Below are 21,609 nucleotides of genomic sequence, written 5' to 3'. Positions count from 1 at the left end.
AGAAATGAATTCATTTCTAACACTTCCTTTTTGTTAAATATTAAGCGATTTTACCAATCATAAAGTGGCAAGTAGTTTTTTTTTCTGTAATTTGGAAGAATATATAATCCCGCTTTCGCTGCTACTTTTAATATTAAACAGTGGGATCTAGTCTTAATGCTTATAAGTTTAGAGTTCCAATATTGAAATTGACAGATTATTTTACGGAGAAAAGTTCTTTATTCTGTATCAATTGACATAGAATGTAAAAATGTTGACGAGTAACAGAACATAATGAGATTATAAAGCTTGTCAATGAATTTACAAAGAAGGAGGATACACGTCATGAGTTTAACAAAGAAAATCATTCTAGCACTCATTTTAGGGGTTATTGTTGGTATTGGCTTTAATTTATTTGCATCAGATGCGTTTGGCTATGTGGATACGTATGTATTTACACCGATTGGTCAAATATTCTTGAAGCTGATCACGATGCTTGTTGTGCCATTAGTGTTCTTTTCTATCGTTCTGGGAACGGCAGGGATAGGGGAGCCGAAAAAGCTAGGTAGAATTGGTACAAAAACAATCGGTTTCTATTTGATCTCAACGGTACTCGCTTTATCTATTGCTTTTGCAGTAGCGTTAGTTATTCAACCAGGAGAAGAGGGGTTAATGGCTGATGGCGGAGAAGAATTTGCGGCCAAAGAAGCTCCGCCAGTTATGGAAACGCTTTTAAATATCATTCCGAGTAATCCAATAGATTCGCTAGCAACAGGAAGCATGCTTCAGATTATTTTCTTCGCCATTTTCGTTGGTTTTGCCTTAGCGTTTTTAGGTGAGAAAACAAAGGGTGTCCATAGTTTAATGGAGCAAGGAAATGAGATTATGATGTTTCTCGTAACTATTGCCATGAAGCTTGCCCCATATGGTGCGTTCGGACTTATTGCATCTGCTTTAGGTAAACAAGGGTTGGAAGCTCTCTCATCAATGGGAATGTATATGTTCTGTGTCATACTTGCGTTAGTTCTACATGTTCTAATTGTATATTCAGCAACAGCTTATTTCTTAGGGAAAATGAATCCAATTCATTTCTTTAAGAACTTTTTCCCCGCTATGACGATTGCATTCAGTACTTCTAGTAGTAATGCAACACTCCCTGCATCTATGAAAACAGCACAAGAGAAATTAGGCGTATCCAAAACAATCTCAGGCTTTGTTCAACCTTTAGGTGCGACGATTAATATGGACGGAACAGCGATTATGCAGGCTGTTGCGACAGTCTTTATTGCTCAAGTCTTCGCAGTTTCGTTATCAATGGGAGATTTACTGACAGTTGTCTTAACAGCTACGCTCGCAAGTATTGGAACAGCTGGAGTACCTGGAGTAGGAATGATTATGTTAGCAATGGTGCTTCAGTCTGTCGGTTTACCTGTTGAAGGAATTGCCTTGGTTCTGGCAGTTGATCGAATCCTAGATATGCTGCGAACAGCTGTGAATATTACGGGTGATGCTGCTTGTGCAGTCTTTGTTGATCGAAGTGAAGGCGGCAAAGAAACAGAGGAACTGGCTTAAATACAGTAGTAGGAAGTGGCTGGGACAAAAGGGATATACTAATACAGAATCCGGCCATTAGTTGTCGGTTGTAAACCGCTACTGAACAGTGAGGAAATAATCAGTTACATCAAAAAGGTCACTTATCTTAGCCCAGAGCCGAGATGAGTGACCTTTTTAGAAGTGGTTGTATTAGTTTCCAGCTCCCCGATAGCGTTTTACCCCAGCATTCCACAAGACAATGGAAATTAACAAGAAAATAATACCCATGAATGGAGTTAGAAAGGCGTACACATACCATTCCTCTCTTTGTAGGAAGTATGCAGCCGGATACACACCGACAAAGGCAAAAGGCAGGATCCATGTTAGTACGAATCGAATAACACTGTTATAAATATCAACTGGATAGCGTCCATAGTTTCCGATGTTATACATCATCGGCATAATATCTGTCTTACTATCCGACCAAAAGCCAATTGTTGCAATTGAAATGAAGATACCTGCATAGATGAAAGCTCCGCCAATCACCATCGCAATAAAAATGAAGTAATCGTACCAAGCAAAGGATAAACCTAAGTTCGTTCCCGCATAAATCATAATGATCATGCCTGTAATGACCCCAAACAGAGATTCTAGTTCCATTCTTTCAATAATAATTTGGAAAAGACTATGGATCGGCCGTGTTAAAATACGATCCATTTCACCTTTTACGATATACCGATCATTAAAATCCCAAATATTAAAGAAAGCAGTGAAGATAGCATAAGGTACTAAGAAAAAGCCATATATGAAGATAATCTCTTCTCGGTTCCAGCCACTTAGAAGAGTGGTGTGACCAAATACAACTAGAATAAAAAGTAAATTGACAGCCTGAAACATAAAATCTGACAGAATTTCAACAACGGTGTCAACACGATAAGTTAATCTTGTCTTAAGATATTGCGAGGCATATTGAAAGAAAATAGAAATATGAAACATCGTTTAGCCTCCCTGAACGATTAATTGTTTTTTTGCTAGGTTCCATAAAAATTGAATTGGAATGAGTAATATAATAGCCCAGAAAGCTTGTAATAAAACCGCGGTATATATCTCTTCACCAACAAAGCCCTCGGTGAAAATCATACTAGGAATATAACTGATTGCTTGAAAAGGTAAATAGTTCATGACTGATTGAGCCCAGAGCGGATAAAAGGAAATCGGCAAAAGAAGGCCTGAGAACAAATCAATAATGACGCGCTTAGCACGGATTAAACCAGAATTGTTAAATAAGAAGAAAGTCATAATTCCAGTTAAGAGATTGATTTGTGTATTTACAATGAAACTGAAGACTAGAGATACAAAAAAGAAGACCCATGTTTTCGGATTAGCAGAGAAACTGATTTGAAACAATAAGGCGACAATGATCATACCTGGCACAGAAAAGAATAGTAAACGGAACAGGCCTTCCCCAAGACCCTGCATTGTTTTCATTCCTAGGTAGTTATATGGCCGGATCATTTCAATTGCTACTTTACCTTCTTTAATCTCTGTTGCTATTTCCCGGTCAATATTATTGAAGTAGAATGCTCTAGCCATCCAAGCAACTGCAACATATGTTGTCATTTGCAGGACTGATAATCCTTCTATTTCCTCTTGTCCGCCATAAATCGCAGTCCATAAAAAATAATAAGCACCAATGTTTATACTGTATATTAATATTCCGCTATAGTAGTTTGTTCGATAAGCAAGCATCATTAAAAAACGAACCCGAATCATTTCTATATATTTGCTCATGAGATGGCCATTCCTTCTTCATAAATCTTGCGAATGATTTCTTCCGTTGATATTTCGTTGATACGAACATTTTTTATAGGATGCTTTTGAACAACCTCGCTAATAACCTTTGAAACCATTTGTTCGTCTCCGTTAACTGTTGCTAGCCAAGTTGTTGCATTTTTCTGCTGCCATTGAACGTTAGGCGAGGTAGAAGGGGGAGCAACTAACTCTGATAGAAACTGAAATTCTACTTGTTTTCCTTCTACTGCATTTGTTTGAAGTTGATTAAGTTTACCGTCATAGACGATTTTGCCTTCATCTAATAGGATTACTCGTTCACAGAGAGCCTCAATATCTGTCAAATCATGTGTTGTTAAGAGGATAGTTGTTTTATATTGCTCATTTATTTCCTTAAGAAATTTGCGGATCTTCAATTTCACCAAGACATCTAGACCAATTGTCGGTTCATCTAAGAAGAGAAGGGGTGGGTTATGGATAAGTGCTGCTGCTAATTCACAACGCATACGTTGTCCAAGTGAAAGCTTTCTAACAGGCTTATCTAATAAAGGGCCAATTTCGAGTGTCTCAATAACATGTCCCATATGATTCTTGTAATCCTCGTCTGATACACGATATACCTTTTTTAGCAAACGAAATGACTCCTGAACCGCGATATCCCACCAAAGTTGCGAGCGTTGCCCAAACACTACACCAATTGAGCGCACAAATTGTTCTCGCTCTTTATGTGGATTCATTCCATTAACCAAGATTGAACCTGAGGTAGGGGTTAAAATGCCTGTTAACATTTTAATTGTTGTTGATTTTCCAGCCCCATTCTCTCCGATATAGCCAACCATTTCTCCTTGCTTAATTGTTAGTGAGATATTATCGACTGCAGCTAGTACTTTATAATTTCTTGTAAATAAGTCCCGAAACGCCCCTTGCAAACCTGAGCGACTTGAGTGTGATTTAAATTCTTTACGTAAATCTTCAACCTCAATAATGTTCATTTTCATTTCCTCCTGATACTTGAGTAAATCTCCTCATTCTGATTACATATTTAAGGCAAAGTATAGTTTACCCCGATGCGAACAATACAGCAAGCTAGAGATATTAAGCTCGGACATACTTTCGTGAAAGGATCTATACTTTCTCATTGACGATTACAATAAAAAGCATTACAGTTGTGAAAACATAGGCTTGAGTTAATCTGGATAAAACAGTTTAACTAGAAAAAGGTTGACAGTAATCAGTTAAACATGGTAAAAACGAGTTAGGATATTTTAGTGCATAAAAGCGTAAAAGTGTTAAAGTGACTTTAGGATTATAATAAGCTTACTAAATGACATATCGGTCTACAGGAGGATTTTATGGAACAAGGTAGTAGCAAAATTATTGACTGTACAATTCGCGACGGTGGTTTAATTAATAATTGGGATTTCAGTGTTGAATTTGTTCAAGATTTATATAATGGACTAAGTGATGCTGGGGTAGAATATATGGAAATTGGCTATAAAAACTCTGCGAAGCTTCTTCAAGCAACTGAACCGAATCCATGGAGATTTCTAGATGATGCCTTTTTAAATGAAATTATTCCTGAAAAGAAATTTACGAAGCTATCTGCACTTGTGGATATTGGCCGCGTTGATGCTAATGACGTTTTGCCTCGTGAGCAAAGTGCGTTAGATATGATTCGAGTGGCTTGCTATATTCGAGAAGTGGATAAAGGACTAGAGCTTGTCCAACTGTTCCATGATATGGGTTATGAGACATCCCTTAATATTATGGCTCTATCTAGTGTACCTGAAAATCAATTAATCGAAGCATTCAAATTAGTTGAAGCAAGTCCTGTAGATGTCGTTTATATTGTTGATTCTTTTGGTAGCTTAGATCCGGCGGATATTGAACACCAGGTGAAGAAATTTAAAGCAATGATTCCAAATAAGCAACTTGGTATTCATACACATAACAATATGCAATTAGCTTTTGCTAACACATTAACTGCGATGAGAAATGGTGTGACTTTTCTTGATGCTTCTGTATATGGAATGGGACGTGCTGCTGGAAATTGCAACACAGAATTACTTGTAAGTCATATTCAAAAAGCCAGCTATGAGCTTAAACCTTTATTAGGTGTTATTGAAAAACATATGCTTGCCATGCGTCAGAAGTGGGAATGGGGCTATATCATCCCATACATGATCTCAGGGACTCTTAATGAGCATCCTCGTGTTGCTATGGCTTATCGTGCAAGTGAAGAGCGTGATCAGTTTGTTGATTTTTATGACAAGGTCACCTCACCTGAAGCATCTTTGGCTCCTGAATCTAAATAGGCTAGATATAAAAGGTACCTCATTATTGAGGTACCTTCTGCCTGTCGACAAAGTCTCGCAAAGCGAGACAGCCGACAGGCTTTTTTGTAGTTGAAAGGAATGGCCAAGATAAGTCGCTTCGAATCCGCTACCGGGATGGCGGGCACGCACCCTCCGGCGGGCGTGGAACTAACCGGCTCCGCCGGTGGATTTCCACCTGCCCTCCCCTCCTGCAGGAGTCGGCCCCCATCCCGTCCTCTTTTTTAGAGGAGACATGGGAATCTACTTCCTCTTGAACGATCCCTTATACGAAGTAAATTGGAGACGATTTATAGATTTTTTCCTATATATGAATTGAAAAACTAGTCCCCGACAACGCCTTTGAGAGTCATTTTCTTAAAGGCATTTTGTCTACGCTCTAAAGAGGCTGGGACATAACTAAAGTTTTTAACTGAAACACCGAACAAAAATATCACGTAGCGGATGAAATATACGTAGACTCCTGCAGGATGATAAAGAGGCCACTGAAGAAAGGTGAAAATCACACCTTTTTCAGTGGCCTCATGATAAAGCCAAAGGTGAGACCACGAAGTGCGAAGCACGAGGAGGCTCACCGGCTTCCCTCGGAAAGCGAGGTATATTTCAGGAGCGGTTTATGTCCGCTAACTATTATTGTTCGGATTCAATTAGTTAAATCACTTTTGTCCCAGCCTCTTTTCGTATATTTTAGAAGGATTGTTGTCATAAATTAACAAGTAAAATCAATTGTAACTCGAGTTGAATTGAAGAAGTAGGTGAAAATAAAGAGAGAACTATACAGCTTAGGAGTGAACACAATGAACATACAACGACATGAAATTCAACAATTAACTAACAATGAGAACGAATTTGCCTTAATCCTCCATTTAGATGAAGGCTTAGCTGAATTTGCTAATGAGTTAGGAGAGGAGCGAGAGCAACAAAATCTTAAAGCAACTGCTTTAAAAATTATGAGGAGGACTTATCCTAACTTAAGGGTATCCGTCATTAAGGTAGTGGTTGGTGGGATGCTTGTTGCATCACTACCCTTGGTTATGAATAACGATTCAGCTTCGGCTCAAACCACTTCAGGGGTCACTCAAGTGTCGCAGTCATCTACTATTTTTTATTATGTGAAAGCTGGTGACTCGCTTTGGACAATTTCACGTGCATTCAATACTAGTATTGATCAATTAAAACGGGCCAATCGATTAACATCAGATACGCTGAAACTTAATCAACGATTAATAATCCCAAAAGCTTTTCACACTGTTGGTGTTGGTGATTACTTAACAGTACTAGCGAGAGACTATCAATCATCGGTTGAAGCGATCAAAGAAGCTAATCAATTAACAAGTGATCAAGTACAATTAGGTCAGGTAGTAGTCATTCCTATGGTGCCTGGCACACCAAACGTTAGGAAGGAAACAACGTCACCATCAACCACAAAAGAGATTACCACGTATACAGTCGTTTCAGGTGATAGCGTTTCAGTTATCGCTAAACAGTTTAACACGACTGCCGATGCTATTCGAAACGTAAATAACTTAACTTCAGATGTTATTTTTGTCGGTCAAACGTTACTTATTCCGACTGTAGCGTCCACCTCTCCTCAGATTCAAATAATTGACTCTGTTTATACAGTTGTTTCGGGAGATAGCTTGTCGCATATTGCAAAACGCTTTGGTACAACTACAGAAGCTCTTCGTTTAGCTAACGGTTTAAAAACAGATATGTTGCAAATCGGACAACGCCTAGTTATTCCAAACGGCAATACGAATCTAACACCACCTACTACACCAACGCTTGATACAACAACAAATACGTATACAGTCGTTTCAGGAGATAGTTTATTTTCAATTGCTAACCGTTTTGGAACAACGGTTGCCACATTACGTACTGTAAATCAGTTAAGTTCAGATACACTACAAATTGGACAAGCCCTAGTAGTCCCATCCAATAATTCTGATGCAAATGAAAGTGAACAAACCATTGATCGAGTGACCTTCACATATAAGGTTCAACCAGGAGATAGTCTATCTGTTATCGCAAATCGTTTTAATGTTACGGTAGAAGCAATTAGATTAGCGAATCATTTACGTACTGATATGATCCAAGTTGGACAATCCTTAACAATTCCAGATGGGTTAAATGCTCCAACCCAAACTAGTGGAAATACAGTTTCAAACATCACCTATACGGTGGTATCTGGTGATAATATTTGGGATTTGAGTGTCCGTTTTGGTATTCCTCAAGCAGAGCTTTTACGAGCGAATCAATTAACAACAAGTAGCAGATTAACAATTGGACAGAAGCTGATCATTCCAGTTCATACGATTGCTGTCAAACCAGTTGTAAGCGAACGACATGGTGAATTATTAGATTGGTGGGCAGAAGCACAATATGTTTTTCCTATTGGTAAGACTGCGACAGTAACTGATTTTATAACTGGTCAAAGTTTTAAAATCAAACGAACGATTGGTGCCAATCATGCTGATTCAGAAACACTAACGGTTACAGATACGAATATTGCCAGGTCGATTTGGGGTGGGTTTTCTTGGACTCCAAGGGCCGTTATTGTTGAGGTTGATGGCCGGAAATTGGCAGCTTCCATGAGCTTTATGCCACATGATATCGAGTATATTACGAACAATGGAATAACTGGACATTTCGATGTTTATTTTTCTAACAGTACAAGACATGTCGATGGCAAGAGAGATGCCTCTCACCAAGCACAGTTAGAGAGAGCAGCTGGATTAAGTTAAGAATTAGCTTACAGAAATAGTTAATAGAAAGAAACTAAGGATTGACAAATACAGTAAAAAGCACGTATGATTGAATTAATTAAATAGTCTTCCTAAAGGGGAGTAGCTTTTACAGCATTGTCGTCATTACAGAGGATTTAACTCTCGGCTCTGCTGGCAATTTACAATTGTTAGCAAGACCTTTACTGTTACGGTAAAGGTCTTATATATATTTTTTTGAAACCTTTACCATTTATGGTGAAGGTTTTTTTGTGAATTGTAGTCGTTCTGGCAGGATAGTAACCAAAATGAGCTAAGTAGAAAAAAAGCTCAATGTTGAATGATAGATGTAAATACGTAAAAACTAAAAAAACAGGGAGGAACAAAGTTTGATATTAAGAAAATACACGTCACTAATTGGAATTGGTTCTGCACAAATTGACCTAGTTTTACCTAAAGATACATTTAAGCAAGGTGAGGAAATTAAGGGTCATTTCTTGATTAAAGGTGGGATCACTGAGCAACAAATCCTTCAAATCGACTGTGATTTAATTCGTATTGATCATACTACTAATGAGGAAACGATTTTTCACACCATTACACTTCCAATCGAAAAATCAATTGACAAAGATAAAGAGGAAAAGAGAGCATTCTCGTACATCCTACATCCTAATATTCCGGTTTCAACTAGCAAGACCTCTTACGGATTTAGAACGAAAATGACATTTAATCAAGGTGTAGTTAGTACAGATATTGACTATATAAGAATTGTTTAGGAGTGAAAGGGGAGAGAAGATGGAAACAAAGGAATACCTATTAAAAGAGTTTGCCTCTATTCAAGAATGGGAATCGAAACAGAAAGGTTTGTGGTTTTGGGAAAGACTAGGACGCCTGCCATTCAAATTATTGGATCTCATGACACCACAATTTGTCCATAAAAAGATAGCTCTAGCTCTTAATGAAATCGGGAGCTACCTTCAAACAGGTGGTCGCTACTTGTACAGGGAACAGACTATTTTTAAACGTTATGCCGAAAAAACAGGACAAAGCAATGTAACAACTGAAGTAATTGCTGAACTACCTATAACTTATATGGATGAAATTAGTGATAAAATGATCAATTCAAGTAAAAAAATTGCGATGACTCAGGGGGCAACAACCGGGATTGGTGGAATCTTTACTCTAGCCATAGATATCCCACTTATTTTGGGGATCTCTCTGAAAACGTTACAAGAAATTGCTGTTAGCTACGGATATGATCCTAATGATAAGAAAGAACGAATCTTTATCGTAAAATGTCTCCAATTTGCTTCATCAGATATTGTCGGTAAAGAAGCCATTTTGAACGAACTTTCAGACTATGATCATGTGGATAGAAGTGCAGAGACATTGTCCCAAGTTCAAGGATGGAGAGAGGTTATGATGACATATAGAGATAACTTTGGGTGGAAGAAGTTATTTCAGATGATACCAATTGCAGGAATGATCTTTGGTTCAATTATTAATAAATCAATGGTAAGTGATATTGGTGAGGCAGGTCAGATGTTCTATAAAAAGCGAAGATTGATGCAAAAACTTTCCCAATTAGAAAATGAGAAAATCGAGGAAGTGTACTAGAGTTAATTAATGTAACAAAGTGGATTGAGTAGGTAGTTAACGTTTTTGGCTATGCTAGTCTTATTATGGTTTGAGAGGTAGATGAATGATGACATATGTTTTATTAATAATTGGTTTTGTCTTACTTATAAAGGGAGCAGATTATTTTGTTAAAGGTGCCTCGAGTATTGCGACAGCTTTACAAATTTCTCCATTATTGATTGGATTGACGATCGTTGCATTCGGGACAAGTTCTCCAGAAGCAACTGTAAGTATGGTGGCGGCCTTTGAAGGGAATGCAGGAGTAGCGATTGGGAACGTTGTTGGGAGTAATATATTTAACATCACATTTGTTGTTGGAATGACAGCCCTTCTTTACCCTTTACGAGTTGAGAGTGAAACAATCCGTAAAGAAATTCCTTTTACTTTATTAGCTGGTGCAGCTCTGCTTATCTTAATAAGCGACTTATTTCTTCAGTCAGCTGATGGTAACTTCATTACAAGAAGTGATGGACTTATTCTGTTACTGTTCTTTGGTATCTTTTTATACTATATTTTTGAAGTGGCTCGACGTGATCGAAGTAAAGAGGCAAATAAGACCACAGCTCCTGTGGCTACACCTTGGGGAAAGAACATCTTATTTACTCTTGGAGGATTAGCTGCAATTATATTTGGCGGTGACCTTGTTGTCAATGGTGCGATTGAAATTGCACTGGCACTAGGAATGAGTGAGACCTTAGTTGGTCTAACAATTATTGCGGTAGGTACCTCGTTACCTGAACTAATCACTTCGGTAACAGCTGCAATTAAAAAGGAGAGCGACATTGCATTAGGGAATATTGTCGGGAGTAATATCTTTAATATATTCTTTGTGCTTGGTGCGGCTTCTGTAGTTTCCCCGTTAGCTGTTGACAGCAAAATATTTGTAGATGTCATCTTAATGCTTATCTTAACAGTAGTTTTACTTGTATTTTCTAGATCGAATTTCAAGATTGGCAAGCTAGAAGGTATCATTCTGGCGATCGCTTATATTGCTTATATGATTTATATTATCGTAAGAAATTAATAGCAAAAGATGTTCCTAATGCTTAATTGGGACATATAAGCTTGTCGAAAAAGTCTCATATCACGAGACAGTCGAGAAGCTTATTTTTATAGTAGGAGTTTAATCATGATGGAAAGAAGTTTCGGATTCCTATATGTATGAATAAGGTGCTAAAATAAGTTATTCAAAACAAAGAGGCCACTGAAAAAGGTATGATTTTCACCTTTTTTAGTGGCCTTTAAGCAATGAGCGAAAGACTAGAGCTTATCAATTAAAGCTGATACATCTTGGGTAATATCAGCAATATGGTCATAGCTGTCCTCAATTCTTAACAACTTTCGAATGATTCTCTTCGTTTCATTACTTATGATTAACTCCTCTTCCCAGCTTTGTTCCTGCTTGGAACGTGGCTCATAAGTAGAATAGAGTAAAAAAAGGAGAAAATGTCCGAGTGCATAGAAATCACTTTTAAATGATTGCTCTTTGAATAATTCTTTTTCAGACTTCCCATCGGTTAACGAAACGGCTTCTTCACGTTCAAGCTTTATTGCCAGTCCAAAATCAATAATGAACAGTTCAGAATCCTTTTTGATGATGTTAGGCAAGCGTAAGTCCCGGTGTAGAAATCTATTCTCATGTAAGTAACTAACAATCATCAATGCACTGAAGAGAATTTGTAAGCTATCTTTTTCATTATAGGACTTTCCTTGCAGCAAAATAAGATCCTCGAAATTACTTCCATCAATATAGTCCATAACAAGAAACCACTTATTCTTTTCTTCGAATAACTCAATATAGCTAGGAATCGATTGATGTCTAAGGGATGAGAGTGTCTCAGCTTCTTTTTTTAACATCTGAATACTATTGTGATCTCGTCTTTGTCTATGCTGTTTAACAACAACTTTCGTGTTTGTCTTTCGATCAACAGCTAGATAAACGAAACCATAACTGCCTCTCCCAATAAATTGAATGACTTCATATCGTTGTTTAAGGACAGTCCCAACCTTGAGTGTTTTATTGAATAGAAACCAGTTCAATATCTTGCTTAACTGCTACTGTAGGATCTATATCTACCACTTGATCGGTGCTTCTTCTGATAATACTTATGTCCATAAGAAGAAGGACGATGATTGGAGTATCTTTTCTTATAATCACTACTAGAGTATTTTTTGTAATGTGATTTACTATTGAGTAAGCCTTTTAACAGTTTTTTTAACATTTATATAACCCCTTTTCGATTTATATCAATTTTATAAAAAAACACTCTACCGTTAAATGGTAAAGTGTTTTCAATCAAAGAGTACTTTACCTCAACGGTAAAGGTCTCGCTAACAACAATAGTTGCCATGTAAGCCGAGGATTAGATCCTGTAATGACGACTTATATGTAAAAGCTACTCCCCTTTAGAGTATTAAATTATATCCTTATTTTAGCACTATATATGCAAATAAGCAATTGAAATCAGTGTGCACGTCCACAATTGGATATACTTCTAATAGAAGAAGGATTAATTTTTCTGTTTGGACATTTAATGGCTGGTTCTCTTTGTATGAGATCGTCACATTTTGCTGTAGATTATTGTTTTTATAATGAACAAAGCGGCAATCACAATATATGTGTGGATGTCGTTTTTACTTGTTGACTAATGTCATGGAAGGGATTAGTATAGTTAAATAGTTTGTATATGAACTATTAATTAATAAACTATTTATATATAAACTTAAGGATCGGTTGATAGAATTTTGGTTGAAATTAACCAATTGATGATTGTAACAACAAATTTTTATTTCATATTGATAAACGGAGGAGTAAGAAATGACAGAAGAGAAAAAACCCCCTTATGGTGTGATCGCGATTTTATTTGCTGGAGCATTCGTTGCGATCTTTAACCAAACACTACTTAATATTGCACTACCATCAATTATGCTGGATTTTGGCATTAGTAACCCTTCTACTGCCCAGTGGCTAATAACTGGATATATGCTTGTAAACGGAATATTAATTCCTGCAAGTGCCTATTTTATTCAACGTTATTCGAACAGGTCTATTTTCATCCTGGCGATGTCTCTATTTGTACTTGGGACATTGATAGCTGGGATTGCGCCGACTTTTGGGGTGTTACTCGCTGCTAGGATGATTCAAGCTTCAGGGTCTGCTCTAATGATGCCATTATTAATGAATGTTATGCTTGCGGCATTTCCCGTTGAAAAGAGAGGGGCTGCGATGGGTCTATTTGGACTTGTTATGATTGTTGCACCAGCAATCGGTCCAACCTTATCAGGGTTTATTGTAGAGCATTACTCTTGGCGTGTATTGTTTTTCATTGTCTTACCAATTGCCTTAATTCCACTTGGTTTAGGGATATTTAAATTAAATAATTTAACATTCCAAAATAGAGAATTATCGCTTGATAAAATGTCTCTTATACTTTCAACATTAGGGTTTGGTGGTATTCTTTATGGATTCAGTGCTGCTGGTCAAGATGGCTGGGATGACTCGTTAGTTGTAGGTACTATCATCATTGGTGCTGTATCTCTTGTTATGTTTATTTTGCGTCAGTTAAAGTTAAGTGAGCCATTGCTTGAATTTCGCATTTACAAGTATCCAATGTTTGCTTTGTCATCTGCGATTTCGATCGTTCTATCAATATCGATGTTTTCTGCAATGATCCTTATGCCGATCTATATTCAGACGATCAAAGGGATATCTCCTTTTGAATCAGGCTTATTAATGCTTCCAGGTGCACTGGTAATGGGAATAATGTCACCGATTACGGGTAGATTATTCGATAAATATGGAGCAAAAATACTTGCGGCAATAGGGATGACAATCGTCGTTATTTCTACTTATTACTTTAGTCAATTAAGTATTGCTTCAAGCTATGTCTTTATTATGGTTTTGTATACGATTAGGATGTTAGGGATCTCGATGGTCATGATGCCTGTTATGACTAACGGCCTAAATACATTACCGATGAGAGCATACCCACATGGAACGGCGATGAACAATACACTTCAACAGGTATCAGGTGCAATTGGTTCTGCATTACTCATTACGATTATGAATAAACGAACAACAGCAACGGCGAACGAACTAGCAGCAAGTGGAGCGGACCCAGCAGGGATAATGAACAATGCAATGATGGATGGAATTAACTTTACATTTTTTGTCTCTACATTTATCGCAGGAGTTGCTTTGTTACTTGCCTTTTTCATTCGCAAGCCCGAAAGTCAACCGACAGAAGAAGAGAAGAAATCTGTTTATAAACAAGAACCAGTTACTGAATAATTTTTCAGCTTGTCGACAATCTTTCTATAATGAGACGTCGACAAGCTTTTTGTATTTAATAATAATACGAATAAGGCGTTTTGATTTCGCTACTTGAATGGGTGTACACGCTTATAAAAAAAATCTAGTTTACAGCTTCATTTGCATAATAATATTGCATTATTAGAGAACTCTAGTTAACGGAGGTGTTTTAAAATGAATTTCAATAATCAATCTGGTTTCTCAAGTACTGACGTCCAGCACGTAAGACAGCAAAACGCTCAATCAGCACAAGGTCAATTCCAACCAATGGGTCAAAGTCACCAATATGGACAGTACAGCGCTCCACAAGCAGGTTATTCAAATGGATACGCTAGAACTGATGCTGAACAAGTAAGACAGCAAAACGCTCAATCTGCCCAACACAACCAAACATACGGGAATGGACCACAAAATCAGACTGGATATCAGCAATCAGGGAACCAGTTTGGCCAATTCAGTGGTGCACAAGCAGGATTTCAAAATGGATTTGCAGGAACAGATGCCCAGCATGTTAGACAACAAAATGCTCAATCAGCCCAACATATCCAAGGATATGGAAATGGTTCACAGCAACCAATGATGGGATATCAGCATCAGCAAACAGGAAATCAATTTGGCCAATTTAGCGGCCCGCAAGCATTATTTCAAGGTGGGTTTGCGGGAACGGACGCAGAGGAAGTCAGACAGCAAAATGCCCAGTCAGCCCAACATAATCAAACATACGGAAATGGTTCACAGCAGCCAATGACAGGATATCGTCAAATGCAAACAGGGAACCAAATGGGTCAATTCAGTGGTGCACAAACAGGATTTCAAAATGGATTTGCAGGGACGGACGCACAACACGTAAGGCAACAAAATGCCCAATCAGCTCAACATAATCAAACATACGGAAATGGTATGCAGCAGCCAATAACTGGATACCAGCAAGTAGGAACCCAATTTGGTCAGTTTAATGGTTCACAAACAGGATTCCAAACTGGTCTTTCCGGCACTGATGCAGCTCACGTAAGACAGCAGAATGCTCAGTCTGCCCAAGGTAATCCATTTGGTACAACCAGTTATAATCAATAATTAGCTAAACGCACAAAAATATGTCTCAATTCTTTGAGGCATATTTTTTGTGCATTAAAGTGAATTCGTTGAGTAGCGAGAAGGCAAAGTGTATACTAGCAAATAAGGTTTTCAAGAATTAGGGTATTATCAGGAAATAAGATAGGACGAAAAGTGGTGAATGTATGGGAGAAACAGTTTTATTAAGTATTGTGATTGTGATTGCTTTAGGGATTTTTTCACAATGGGTGGCATGGCGTATCCAATGGCCTTCAATTGTAATTATGTCAATTGCAGGTCTACTAATGGGTCCGATTTTTGGGATTATTAATCCAGAACAGGCACTAGGAGAACTTTATACTCCGATTATTTCATTGGCTGTTGCAATTATTTTATTTGAAGGCAGTGCGAGCTTAGACATTAGAGAGGTTAAAGGGATATCAAAATCAGTTTTTCGAATTGTGACATTTGGTGCCTTTTTAGCATGGATTGCGGGTTCCTTTGCTGCTCATTTTATTGCTGGCTTAAGTTTGGAGATTTCCTTTATCATTGGTGGTTTGTTTGTCGTGACAGGTCCAACGGTCATTATTCCACTACTGAGACAAGCTAAGCTAAAACCAAGAACAGCCGCTGTATTAAAATGGGAAGGAATTATTGTTGACCCAGCTGGTCCATTATTAGCACTGTTTGCATATGAAGTGATAAAAGTCTTTTCAAAAGATTCGATCCATTTTGGTTATTTATCGAATTTTCTTTTTGGTGCGTTGATTACAGGTGTTGTAGGATATACTATCGGAATCTTATTAAGTGTGATGGTTAGTAGAGGAAGAATTCCAGATTACCTCCACTCACCAATGATTTTATCATTTGTATTATTATGCTTTAGCATTAGTGAAGTCATCATGCATGAAACAGGTATGCTAGCAGTAACAGTAATGGGGCTTACGATGGGTCATACGAAAAAATACGTCTCTTCAATAAAAAAAGTAGGACACTTCGTCGAAGATATTTCAGTATTATTGACTTCGACAGTTTTTATTCTGTTAACTGCTTCTCTACCTAGGGAGATTATTGGAGAAATTTTCACACTCCCAATCATTGCATTTGTTCTGGTCATGCTTTTTATTGTTCGTCCTTTATCGATATGGATTTCAACGATCGGTACGGAATTAACTGTGAAAGAGAAGACGTTGATTTCTTGGATTGCACCTAGGGGGATTGTTGCACTTACGGTATCGGGTTATTTTGCTTCATTATTACTTGATGACGGATACCAGGATGCGTCCATCTTAACGGCATTAACATTTGCTCTTGTTTTCATTACCGTTTGTGCTCACGGGTTTTCGTTAGGCCCACTTTCAAAGAAACTTGGTTTAGCCAATACAGAACCACCAGGAATCTTAATCGTTGGATCAAACCCTTTCTCAATTGGATTAGCAGAGCACTGTCAGAAACTTGGTATCCCAGTTTTAATAGTAGATCATTCCTTTGAAAATCTACGTCTTGCACGAGAAAGAAATATTGATACATATTATGGTGAGATCCTCTCAGACGATACACGATTTGAGATTGATTTAACACCATATGAATCAATCCTAGTTATGACCGATGAGGGAGCGTATAATGCACTAGTTTATCAATCATATGTCGATGAGTTTGGATTTAATCATACGTTTGCTCTGCTCGTGAATGAAAATCAAACAAGTCATCAGCAAAAAGTACCTTCATCAATGAAAGCAAGTCTTCTTTTCGGAGAAGGATTCGAGACGTTAAACAAAAAAATGCATGAAGGCCATACATTTAGTACAATCGACAGTGACGTTGAACAGAAGAAAATAGTTAAAAAGGAAGAACTAAACGTTGTGGGAATACCGTTATTTATACGAAAAAAGGATAGATCGATTACATTTATTACTTTAAGAAAAAAAGTAGAGCTCGATAAAGGTGATCAAATTGTCGTTTTAAGTATTTATAATGAAGAGAATAGCCACGCCATTCCAACTTTAGAAGAATCGTAAGAAAAGGTTGCAATCCTTAGGTCAAGGATTGCAACCTTTTTAAAAGACATGAACCTCTGGGCTAACATCTGAATACATTAGAATATTAGATGAGAAGGAGGTTAGACAATGAATCCAATGGACTTTTTTAATCAAAAAAAAGATGGTGGTTTTCCCTTCAATCAAGCTGGAACGCATTTTTCTCCAGAATATCTGAACCAAATAAAAACGATGGTAAAGCAGTATAACTCAGTCATGACTGATGATTTTTGGGGTGATCTTAATGGTTTAACTGGAAGTTACAAAAAAGAGAAGGTCATCCAAATGCTACCGATTGAGATATGGGAGAACAAGGACTATCTATATCTTTCTATCATTGTTCCAGGTTTGGAAGGGTTAAAGGATGCAAAGCTGTTCTTTCAAAATGATCAAGTTCTAATACTCAAGATCAACTCTCCTTCTTATAAACCTGCTGGAGCTGAAATTTTGTTGAGAAGTGAAACCCCACAGCAAATGTACGAGCGACAAATACAGCTTGAAAAACCAGTGAAAACAACTGATTATTCATCAAGCTATCAGGGCGGGATACTTACTTACACATTTGCGAAAATACAAAAGTCTTGGAATGATCAGGCAAATAGTCAGAACGAATTAGAAATCCCATTTGATTTTTAAAAAGGAGGGTTTGAGATTCCTCATATGGAAATTAATATAGGAAATTTCAAAGTGTCAAGTATGGATGGGACGTCTTCTGTCGTTATTGGTAAAGCAAGTTTTCAAGACGTTCAAAGTAACTCAAAAACAACGAATGGGGTAGGAAGTGCATACGGGGACGGATCATATATTAATATGAGTCCATATCAATCAGCGGTGAATGATCCTGATATGCTGGATATGCAATTTAAAAATGATAATCAAAAATTATATTACAATGAAAATCAATTTCCAGAACCAGAATTCGTCCAACAACCTCCGCTAGGGCCGTATGGAGAACCTTATTATTCACATTACCCCCGGGGAGAGCAAGCTGGTCGATACTATAATTCTTATGGGGAAGGCACTCTATAGCTAATCACCTGTTACATTGATTCAGTAGCAGGTGATTTTTCTAATATAAAAAACCCCCAATACTGGAGGTGAATGAGTGATGATTAGTCTTCTAATCCTAGTGGGGATGGAAATGCAACTGGAATAGCGGTATCAGAACCATCAGGGTCATATAGAGGCGAAGCAATTGGTTGTAAATTATTGAATCCAAAATCGCCGAATGTCTGTCCTGAAACCACATTATTCTTTGCCTGACTGTAAAGCGACTGGAAATTTGTTTCTCCAATACTAAATGTCCCACCACTCTCAAGATTATTTACCTTTACTCCTCCCAAAAAAATAATACCAACAGGTTCATTATCCCAAAAAGCCAAAACATTCACATCCTTTAAACTAGCTTTTGTAAGAATATTTCTAGAATGCCACGATCGTAAAGAAATTTAATACTCTGCTTATCAACAGCACTTGGTAATTGAACCGTTCTTTTAAATGGACCTTGGAAAATCTCCTGTGCAACGATATCAACGATGTTTTCCGGAACATTTGTTGAAACAATTCCTTGAATGACTAAATGATCCTCATCGTTAAAGAAAATTTTTAATTTTTCTTTGTTAACCCCAGGAAGACTTAGGCGTAAGTAAAAATGCTCATCCGTTTCAAAGAGATCGATTTTAGGAGTTCGAATTTCAACTTGATTTTGATGATTAGATTTGTTAGTTGAGTAAGACGTTGAGTGATACTGCTGCCTGTTTTGTTGATGATTCATAAAGAACCCTCCATCCGAATAGGTATTAATTAGTCTATTCCCCAGATGAAAAAGTGGTGTCTGTCTAATATTAAGGGGTGACATACGGAATGGAGCATTACTATGATTACGAGCAGGAAATTAACCGGCTAAAGCAACAAATACATTACTTGAATCAACATATTAATAAATTAAATGAGTATATAAATCACCTAAATATTTATGAATACTACATCCAGGAAATGAAGATTGAAACAGTTAAAGGAATGTTACAGCTTGGTCATCTTATTGAAAAAGAAATTAAAGATAGTCAAGGGATCCATCGGTTCTATATCGGAAATATTAAAATTAATGAAATAGAAGATTCTGGTACTGTCTCAGTAGGTATCACGGAAAAGGAAACGGATACTGAAAGCCCTAAAGTGATACCCGAAGAAGCTTCTGAGGAGATCAAGGAGCTCTTTGAGGAAATCAAATCTCATTTAGCTATTGAAGAAGTTCCGGTTTTCTTTCAAAAATTAGCTGTAGAACCAAAGGTATTAAAAGAAGTCTGGGACAAAAGTAAAAACAAGCTTCAAACAACACAAATTCAGTCTTTTTATGAAGAAATATTACAGATACTTAGTCAATTGCCAGACGGAGAACAAGATTTAGATTTATCTAATCTGACAATAGAAGAAGCTGTTTGTGAAGCAGCGGTTACACGTATAGAGACATATTCAAAGACTTTAATCATGATGATTCTTCTCCTACAATCCTTGCTACCAGGCTATCTAAAAAAAGACCTACAAAAGAATATGATGAAACAAAAAAAAATTTATGCTCATGTTCAACAACCTAACGGGCAAGTTGATTCTATTCAATTAATGAGAAATATTAAAAAGACATTTGAACTAAGGGAACTACCAACTAGCTATAAAGACCTGGCAGAGAATTCAGAAGCGGTTACTTATCTTTACAATAGATTAGTTGTGATTGTTAGTAGTGAAGGCGAAGATATGTTTAAGAAAATGAAATCACATTTTCTTGAAACGGTGGAGAGCATGGAGCAAGACATTGAATTAGTGGAATTAGACTCAGAACAAATGGGATTTCTTTATGGTCACTTGCTCACCATGGTAGAGGAGTACAGTAAATATGTAGTTCTAGATTATTTGGTTGTACCAATGTGTAAATGAGTTAGAGAATTAAAGTCCCTTTCTGAAAGGGGCTTTTTTAGTTTGATGTAGTTTGTGAAGATGAAGTTGTAGCTTTGGATAGAACTCTTTAAATGGGAGAATATAGTGGGGACTAACATACACTTAAAAAGGAGATGTGTCCTTATGGAAATGATTGAGAAAGAAATACAAGTCGGGAAACATAAAATGTTTTATCGGACGGCTGGTTCTGGTACTGAAACCATTCTATTGATGCACGGGATCCCTACTAATTCGTTTCTTTGGATTCATGTTATTCCGAAGCTAGCTGAGCAATACACAGTCATTGCCCCAGATATGATTGGTTATGGTAAGTCAGCTCGCTCTACAAGAGAAGATTTATCCTTGCCGATGCAAGCGCAACACGCAGTCGCTCTATTAGATGGATTGGGCATTCAAAATAAGGTTCATGTAGTTGGACACGACCTTGGGGGAGGAGTGGCACAAATACTAGCAGTTAATTATCCTGCTCGTATCGGAAGCTTCATGGTTATCGATGGGGTTACCTTTAGTAATTGGCCATTACCGAAAGTTGTTGCACTAAGGTATCCTCCAGCACCAGAATTTGAACCTTCCCTTTATTTTATCGAGAAGATGCTTAGAGAAGGTCTTTTCAATCAACAACTGCTAACACCACAATTATTAGAAGCGTTTCTTGCACCATTTAATCATCCAACTGGACCAAAGGAATTACAGGAAGCATCCTTTGCCTTGGACCATCACCAAACGGAGGATTTAGTTCCAAAACTGAAACAGCTCCAAATACCAGCAACTTTCTTATATGGTCAATATGATCGGTATTTGCCAGCTTACTGGGGTCTTCGTCTACAGGAAACGGTGCCAAATTCAAGCTTTAGAATATTGCCTGAATGTAGCCATTATTCTATGATAGACAACCCTTTATTAGTAACACAGGAAATTATGAATCATATGGGGACATTAACTTCTTAGGGGAAGCTTATTTATAAATATCTAATGTATTTAGGTTAAAAGGGGTTGGAACAAAAGTAATTTAACTAAAAGAAAATCCGAACTAGATAGCTGGTGTAAACCGCTCCTGAAATATACTTCGCTTTCCGCGGGAAGCCGGTGAGCCTCCTCGTCTTCGCCTGTGGGGTCTCACCCTTGGCTTTTACATCCCGCAGGAGCATTCCTGTCGTATTAGTTTTGCCCCTCTTGAAAAGAAAAGGATCCTCCGATATGATGCGGATGTCGTCAAAACAAACACACATAAAGGAGGATCCCACATGAAGAATAATCGA

The 21,609-nt window shown here is 37.5% G+C and carries 20 protein-coding genes; 13 read left to right on the top strand and 7 right to left on the bottom strand.

What is annotated here, in order from left to right; all coding sequences use genetic code 11:
• Positions 1-324: 324 nt before the first annotated feature.
• The gene (locus J7W16_RS19005; RefSeq protein WP_210599074.1) at positions 325-1,551 is read left to right on the top strand and encodes a dicarboxylate/amino acid:cation symporter; all 1,227 of its coding nucleotides are present in this window, start codon (positions 325-327) and stop codon (positions 1,549-1,551) included.
• A gap of 171 nt (positions 1,552-1,722) precedes the next feature.
• Here J7W16_RS19005 and J7W16_RS19000 read toward each other — a convergent pair whose 3' ends face one another.
• Genes J7W16_RS19000 through J7W16_RS18990 form a run of 3 tightly spaced genes read right to left on the bottom strand, consistent with a single transcriptional unit; the run spans position 1,723 to position 4,295 of the window.
• Positions 1,723-2,508 carry an ABC transporter permease gene (locus J7W16_RS19000; protein WP_210599073.1) on the bottom strand — a complete coding sequence of 262 codons (786 nt, stop codon included), beginning with the start codon at positions 2,506-2,508 and terminating at the stop codon, positions 1,723-1,725.
• Between the two features lie 3 nt (positions 2,509-2,511).
• On the bottom strand, positions 2,512-3,303 hold the full coding sequence (locus J7W16_RS18995; protein ID WP_210599072.1) for an ABC transporter permease: 792 nt from the start codon (positions 3,301-3,303) through the stop codon (positions 2,512-2,514).
• Positions 3,300-4,295: an ABC transporter ATP-binding protein gene (locus J7W16_RS18990; protein ID WP_419095857.1), complete on the bottom strand. Its 996-nt coding sequence runs from the start codon at positions 4,293-4,295 to the stop codon at positions 3,300-3,302. The genes J7W16_RS18995 and J7W16_RS18990 overlap by 4 nt, the downstream gene beginning before the upstream one ends.
• A 360-nt stretch (positions 4,296-4,655) precedes the next feature.
• On the opposite strand from J7W16_RS18990, the gene J7W16_RS18985 reads away from it, so the two are divergent.
• The 5 genes from J7W16_RS18985 to J7W16_RS18965 all read left to right on the top strand — a co-directional run bounded on the left by J7W16_RS18985 (position 4,656) and on the right by J7W16_RS18965 (position 11,021).
• A complete protein-coding gene (locus J7W16_RS18985; protein ID WP_210599070.1) occupies positions 4,656-5,618 on the top strand; it encodes an aldolase catalytic domain-containing protein in 963 nt (320 codons plus the stop codon).
• Between the two features lie 815 nt (positions 5,619-6,433).
• Positions 6,434-8,380 (top strand): muramidase family protein, encoded by a 1,947-nt coding sequence (locus J7W16_RS18980; RefSeq protein ID WP_210599069.1) that lies wholly within the window; start codon positions 6,434-6,436, stop codon positions 8,378-8,380.
• Positions 8,381-8,748: 368 nt separating this feature from the next.
• The gene (locus J7W16_RS18975) at positions 8,749-9,135 is read left to right on the top strand and encodes a sporulation protein (RefSeq protein WP_210599068.1); all 387 of its coding nucleotides are present in this window, start codon (positions 8,749-8,751) and stop codon (positions 9,133-9,135) included.
• A gap of 19 nt (positions 9,136-9,154) precedes the next feature.
• Complete coding sequence (locus J7W16_RS18970; RefSeq protein ID WP_210599067.1) at positions 9,155-9,976, top strand: EcsC family protein; 822 nt, start codon at positions 9,155-9,157, stop codon at positions 9,974-9,976.
• An 88-nt stretch (positions 9,977-10,064) separates the two neighbouring features.
• Entirely contained in the window at positions 10,065-11,021 is a 957-nt protein-coding gene (locus J7W16_RS18965; protein ID WP_210599150.1) for a calcium/sodium antiporter, read from the top strand.
• Positions 11,022-11,257: 236 nt separating this feature from the next.
• On the opposite strand, the gene J7W16_RS18960 is transcribed toward J7W16_RS18965, so the two are convergent.
• The gene (locus tag J7W16_RS18960; RefSeq protein ID WP_210599066.1) at positions 11,258-12,037 is read right to left on the bottom strand and encodes a serine/threonine protein kinase; all 780 of its coding nucleotides are present in this window, start codon (positions 12,035-12,037) and stop codon (positions 11,258-11,260) included.
• A gap of 778 nt (positions 12,038-12,815) precedes the next feature.
• On the opposite strand from J7W16_RS18960, the gene J7W16_RS18955 reads away from it, so the two are divergent.
• The 5 genes from J7W16_RS18955 to J7W16_RS18935 all read left to right on the top strand — a co-directional run bounded on the left by J7W16_RS18955 (position 12,816) and on the right by J7W16_RS18935 (position 18,427).
• Complete coding sequence (locus J7W16_RS18955) at positions 12,816-14,288, top strand: DHA2 family efflux MFS transporter permease subunit (RefSeq protein WP_210599065.1); 1,473 nt, start codon at positions 12,816-12,818, stop codon at positions 14,286-14,288.
• A 195-nt stretch (positions 14,289-14,483) separates the two neighbouring features.
• Complete coding sequence (locus tag J7W16_RS22020; RefSeq protein ID WP_246880109.1) at positions 14,484-15,383, top strand: hypothetical protein; 900 nt, start codon at positions 14,484-14,486, stop codon at positions 15,381-15,383.
• 164 nt (positions 15,384-15,547) lie between these two features.
• Positions 15,548-17,380 carry a cation:proton antiporter gene (locus tag J7W16_RS18945; protein ID WP_210599064.1) on the top strand — a complete coding sequence of 611 codons (1,833 nt, stop codon included), beginning with the start codon at positions 15,548-15,550 and terminating at the stop codon, positions 17,378-17,380.
• A gap of 108 nt (positions 17,381-17,488) precedes the next feature.
• Complete coding sequence (locus tag J7W16_RS18940; RefSeq protein WP_210599063.1) at positions 17,489-18,034, top strand: Hsp20/alpha crystallin family protein; 546 nt, start codon at positions 17,489-17,491, stop codon at positions 18,032-18,034.
• Between the two features lie 24 nt (positions 18,035-18,058).
• The gene (locus J7W16_RS18935; RefSeq protein WP_210599062.1) at positions 18,059-18,427 is read left to right on the top strand and encodes a spore germination protein; all 369 of its coding nucleotides are present in this window, start codon (positions 18,059-18,061) and stop codon (positions 18,425-18,427) included.
• Between the two features lie 83 nt (positions 18,428-18,510).
• On the opposite strand, the gene J7W16_RS18930 is transcribed toward J7W16_RS18935, so the two are convergent.
• Entirely contained in the window at positions 18,511-18,780 is a 270-nt protein-coding gene (locus J7W16_RS18930; RefSeq protein ID WP_210599061.1) for a spore germination protein, read from the bottom strand.
• 14 nt (positions 18,781-18,794) lie between these two features.
• On the bottom strand, positions 18,795-19,172 hold the full coding sequence (locus tag J7W16_RS18925) for an Hsp20/alpha crystallin family protein (protein ID WP_210599060.1): 378 nt from the start codon (positions 19,170-19,172) through the stop codon (positions 18,795-18,797).
• Between the two features lie 89 nt (positions 19,173-19,261).
• On the opposite strand from J7W16_RS18925, the gene J7W16_RS18920 reads away from it, so the two are divergent.
• Complete coding sequence (locus J7W16_RS18920) at positions 19,262-20,329, top strand: hypothetical protein (RefSeq protein ID WP_210599059.1); 1,068 nt, start codon at positions 19,262-19,264, stop codon at positions 20,327-20,329.
• A 144-nt stretch (positions 20,330-20,473) separates the two neighbouring features.
• Complete coding sequence (locus J7W16_RS18915; protein ID WP_210599058.1) at positions 20,474-21,298, top strand: alpha/beta fold hydrolase; 825 nt, start codon at positions 20,474-20,476, stop codon at positions 21,296-21,298.
• Between the two features lie 65 nt (positions 21,299-21,363).
• Here the strand turns inward: J7W16_RS18915 and J7W16_RS18910 are convergent.
• A partial coding sequence (locus tag J7W16_RS18910; protein ID WP_210599057.1) for a hypothetical protein occupies positions 21,364-21,609 on the bottom strand: 246 nt, incomplete at its 5' end.

It is taken from the genome of Halalkalibacter suaedae (assembly GCF_017939705.1).
GTDB lineage: Bacteria > Bacillota > Bacilli > Bacillales > Bacillaceae_D > Halalkalibacter > Halalkalibacter suaedae.
The sequence above is the reverse complement of the archived record's forward strand: the minus strand, read 5'-3'. Positions and strand labels throughout refer to the sequence as shown.

Coding starts and splice junctions, on each gene's coding strand:
- J7W16_RS19005 (WP_210599074.1), top strand. CDS start 325: ATGAGTTTAACAAAGAAAATCATTCTAGCACTCATTTTAGGGGTTATT.
- J7W16_RS19000 (WP_210599073.1), bottom strand. CDS start 2,508: ATGTTTCATATTTCTATTTTCTTTCAATATGCCTCGCAATATCTTAAG.
- J7W16_RS18995 (WP_210599072.1), bottom strand. CDS start 3,303: ATGAGCAAATATATAGAAATGATTCGGGTTCGTTTTTTAATGATGCTT.
- J7W16_RS18990 (WP_419095857.1), bottom strand. CDS start 4,295: ATGAACATTATTGAGGTTGAAGATTTACGTAAAGAATTTAAATCACAC.
- J7W16_RS18985 (WP_210599070.1), top strand. CDS start 4,656: ATGGAACAAGGTAGTAGCAAAATTATTGACTGTACAATTCGCGACGGT.
- J7W16_RS18980 (WP_210599069.1), top strand. CDS start 6,434: ATGAACATACAACGACATGAAATTCAACAATTAACTAACAATGAGAAC.
- J7W16_RS18970 (WP_210599067.1), top strand. CDS start 9,155: ATGGAAACAAAGGAATACCTATTAAAAGAGTTTGCCTCTATTCAAGAA.
- J7W16_RS18965 (WP_210599150.1), top strand. CDS start 10,065: ATGACATATGTTTTATTAATAATTGGTTTTGTCTTACTTATAAAGGGA.
- J7W16_RS18955 (WP_210599065.1), top strand. CDS start 12,816: ATGACAGAAGAGAAAAAACCCCCTTATGGTGTGATCGCGATTTTATTT.
- J7W16_RS22020 (WP_246880109.1), top strand. CDS start 14,484: ATGAATTTCAATAATCAATCTGGTTTCTCAAGTACTGACGTCCAGCAC.
- J7W16_RS18945 (WP_210599064.1), top strand. CDS start 15,548: ATGGGAGAAACAGTTTTATTAAGTATTGTGATTGTGATTGCTTTAGGG.
- J7W16_RS18940 (WP_210599063.1), top strand. CDS start 17,489: ATGAATCCAATGGACTTTTTTAATCAAAAAAAAGATGGTGGTTTTCCC.
- J7W16_RS18935 (WP_210599062.1), top strand. CDS start 18,059: ATGGAAATTAATATAGGAAATTTCAAAGTGTCAAGTATGGATGGGACG.
- J7W16_RS18925 (WP_210599060.1), bottom strand. CDS start 19,172: ATGAATCATCAACAAAACAGGCAGCAGTATCACTCAACGTCTTACTCA.
- J7W16_RS18920 (WP_210599059.1), top strand. CDS start 19,262: ATGGAGCATTACTATGATTACGAGCAGGAAATTAACCGGCTAAAGCAA.
- J7W16_RS18915 (WP_210599058.1), top strand. CDS start 20,474: ATGGAAATGATTGAGAAAGAAATACAAGTCGGGAAACATAAAATGTTT.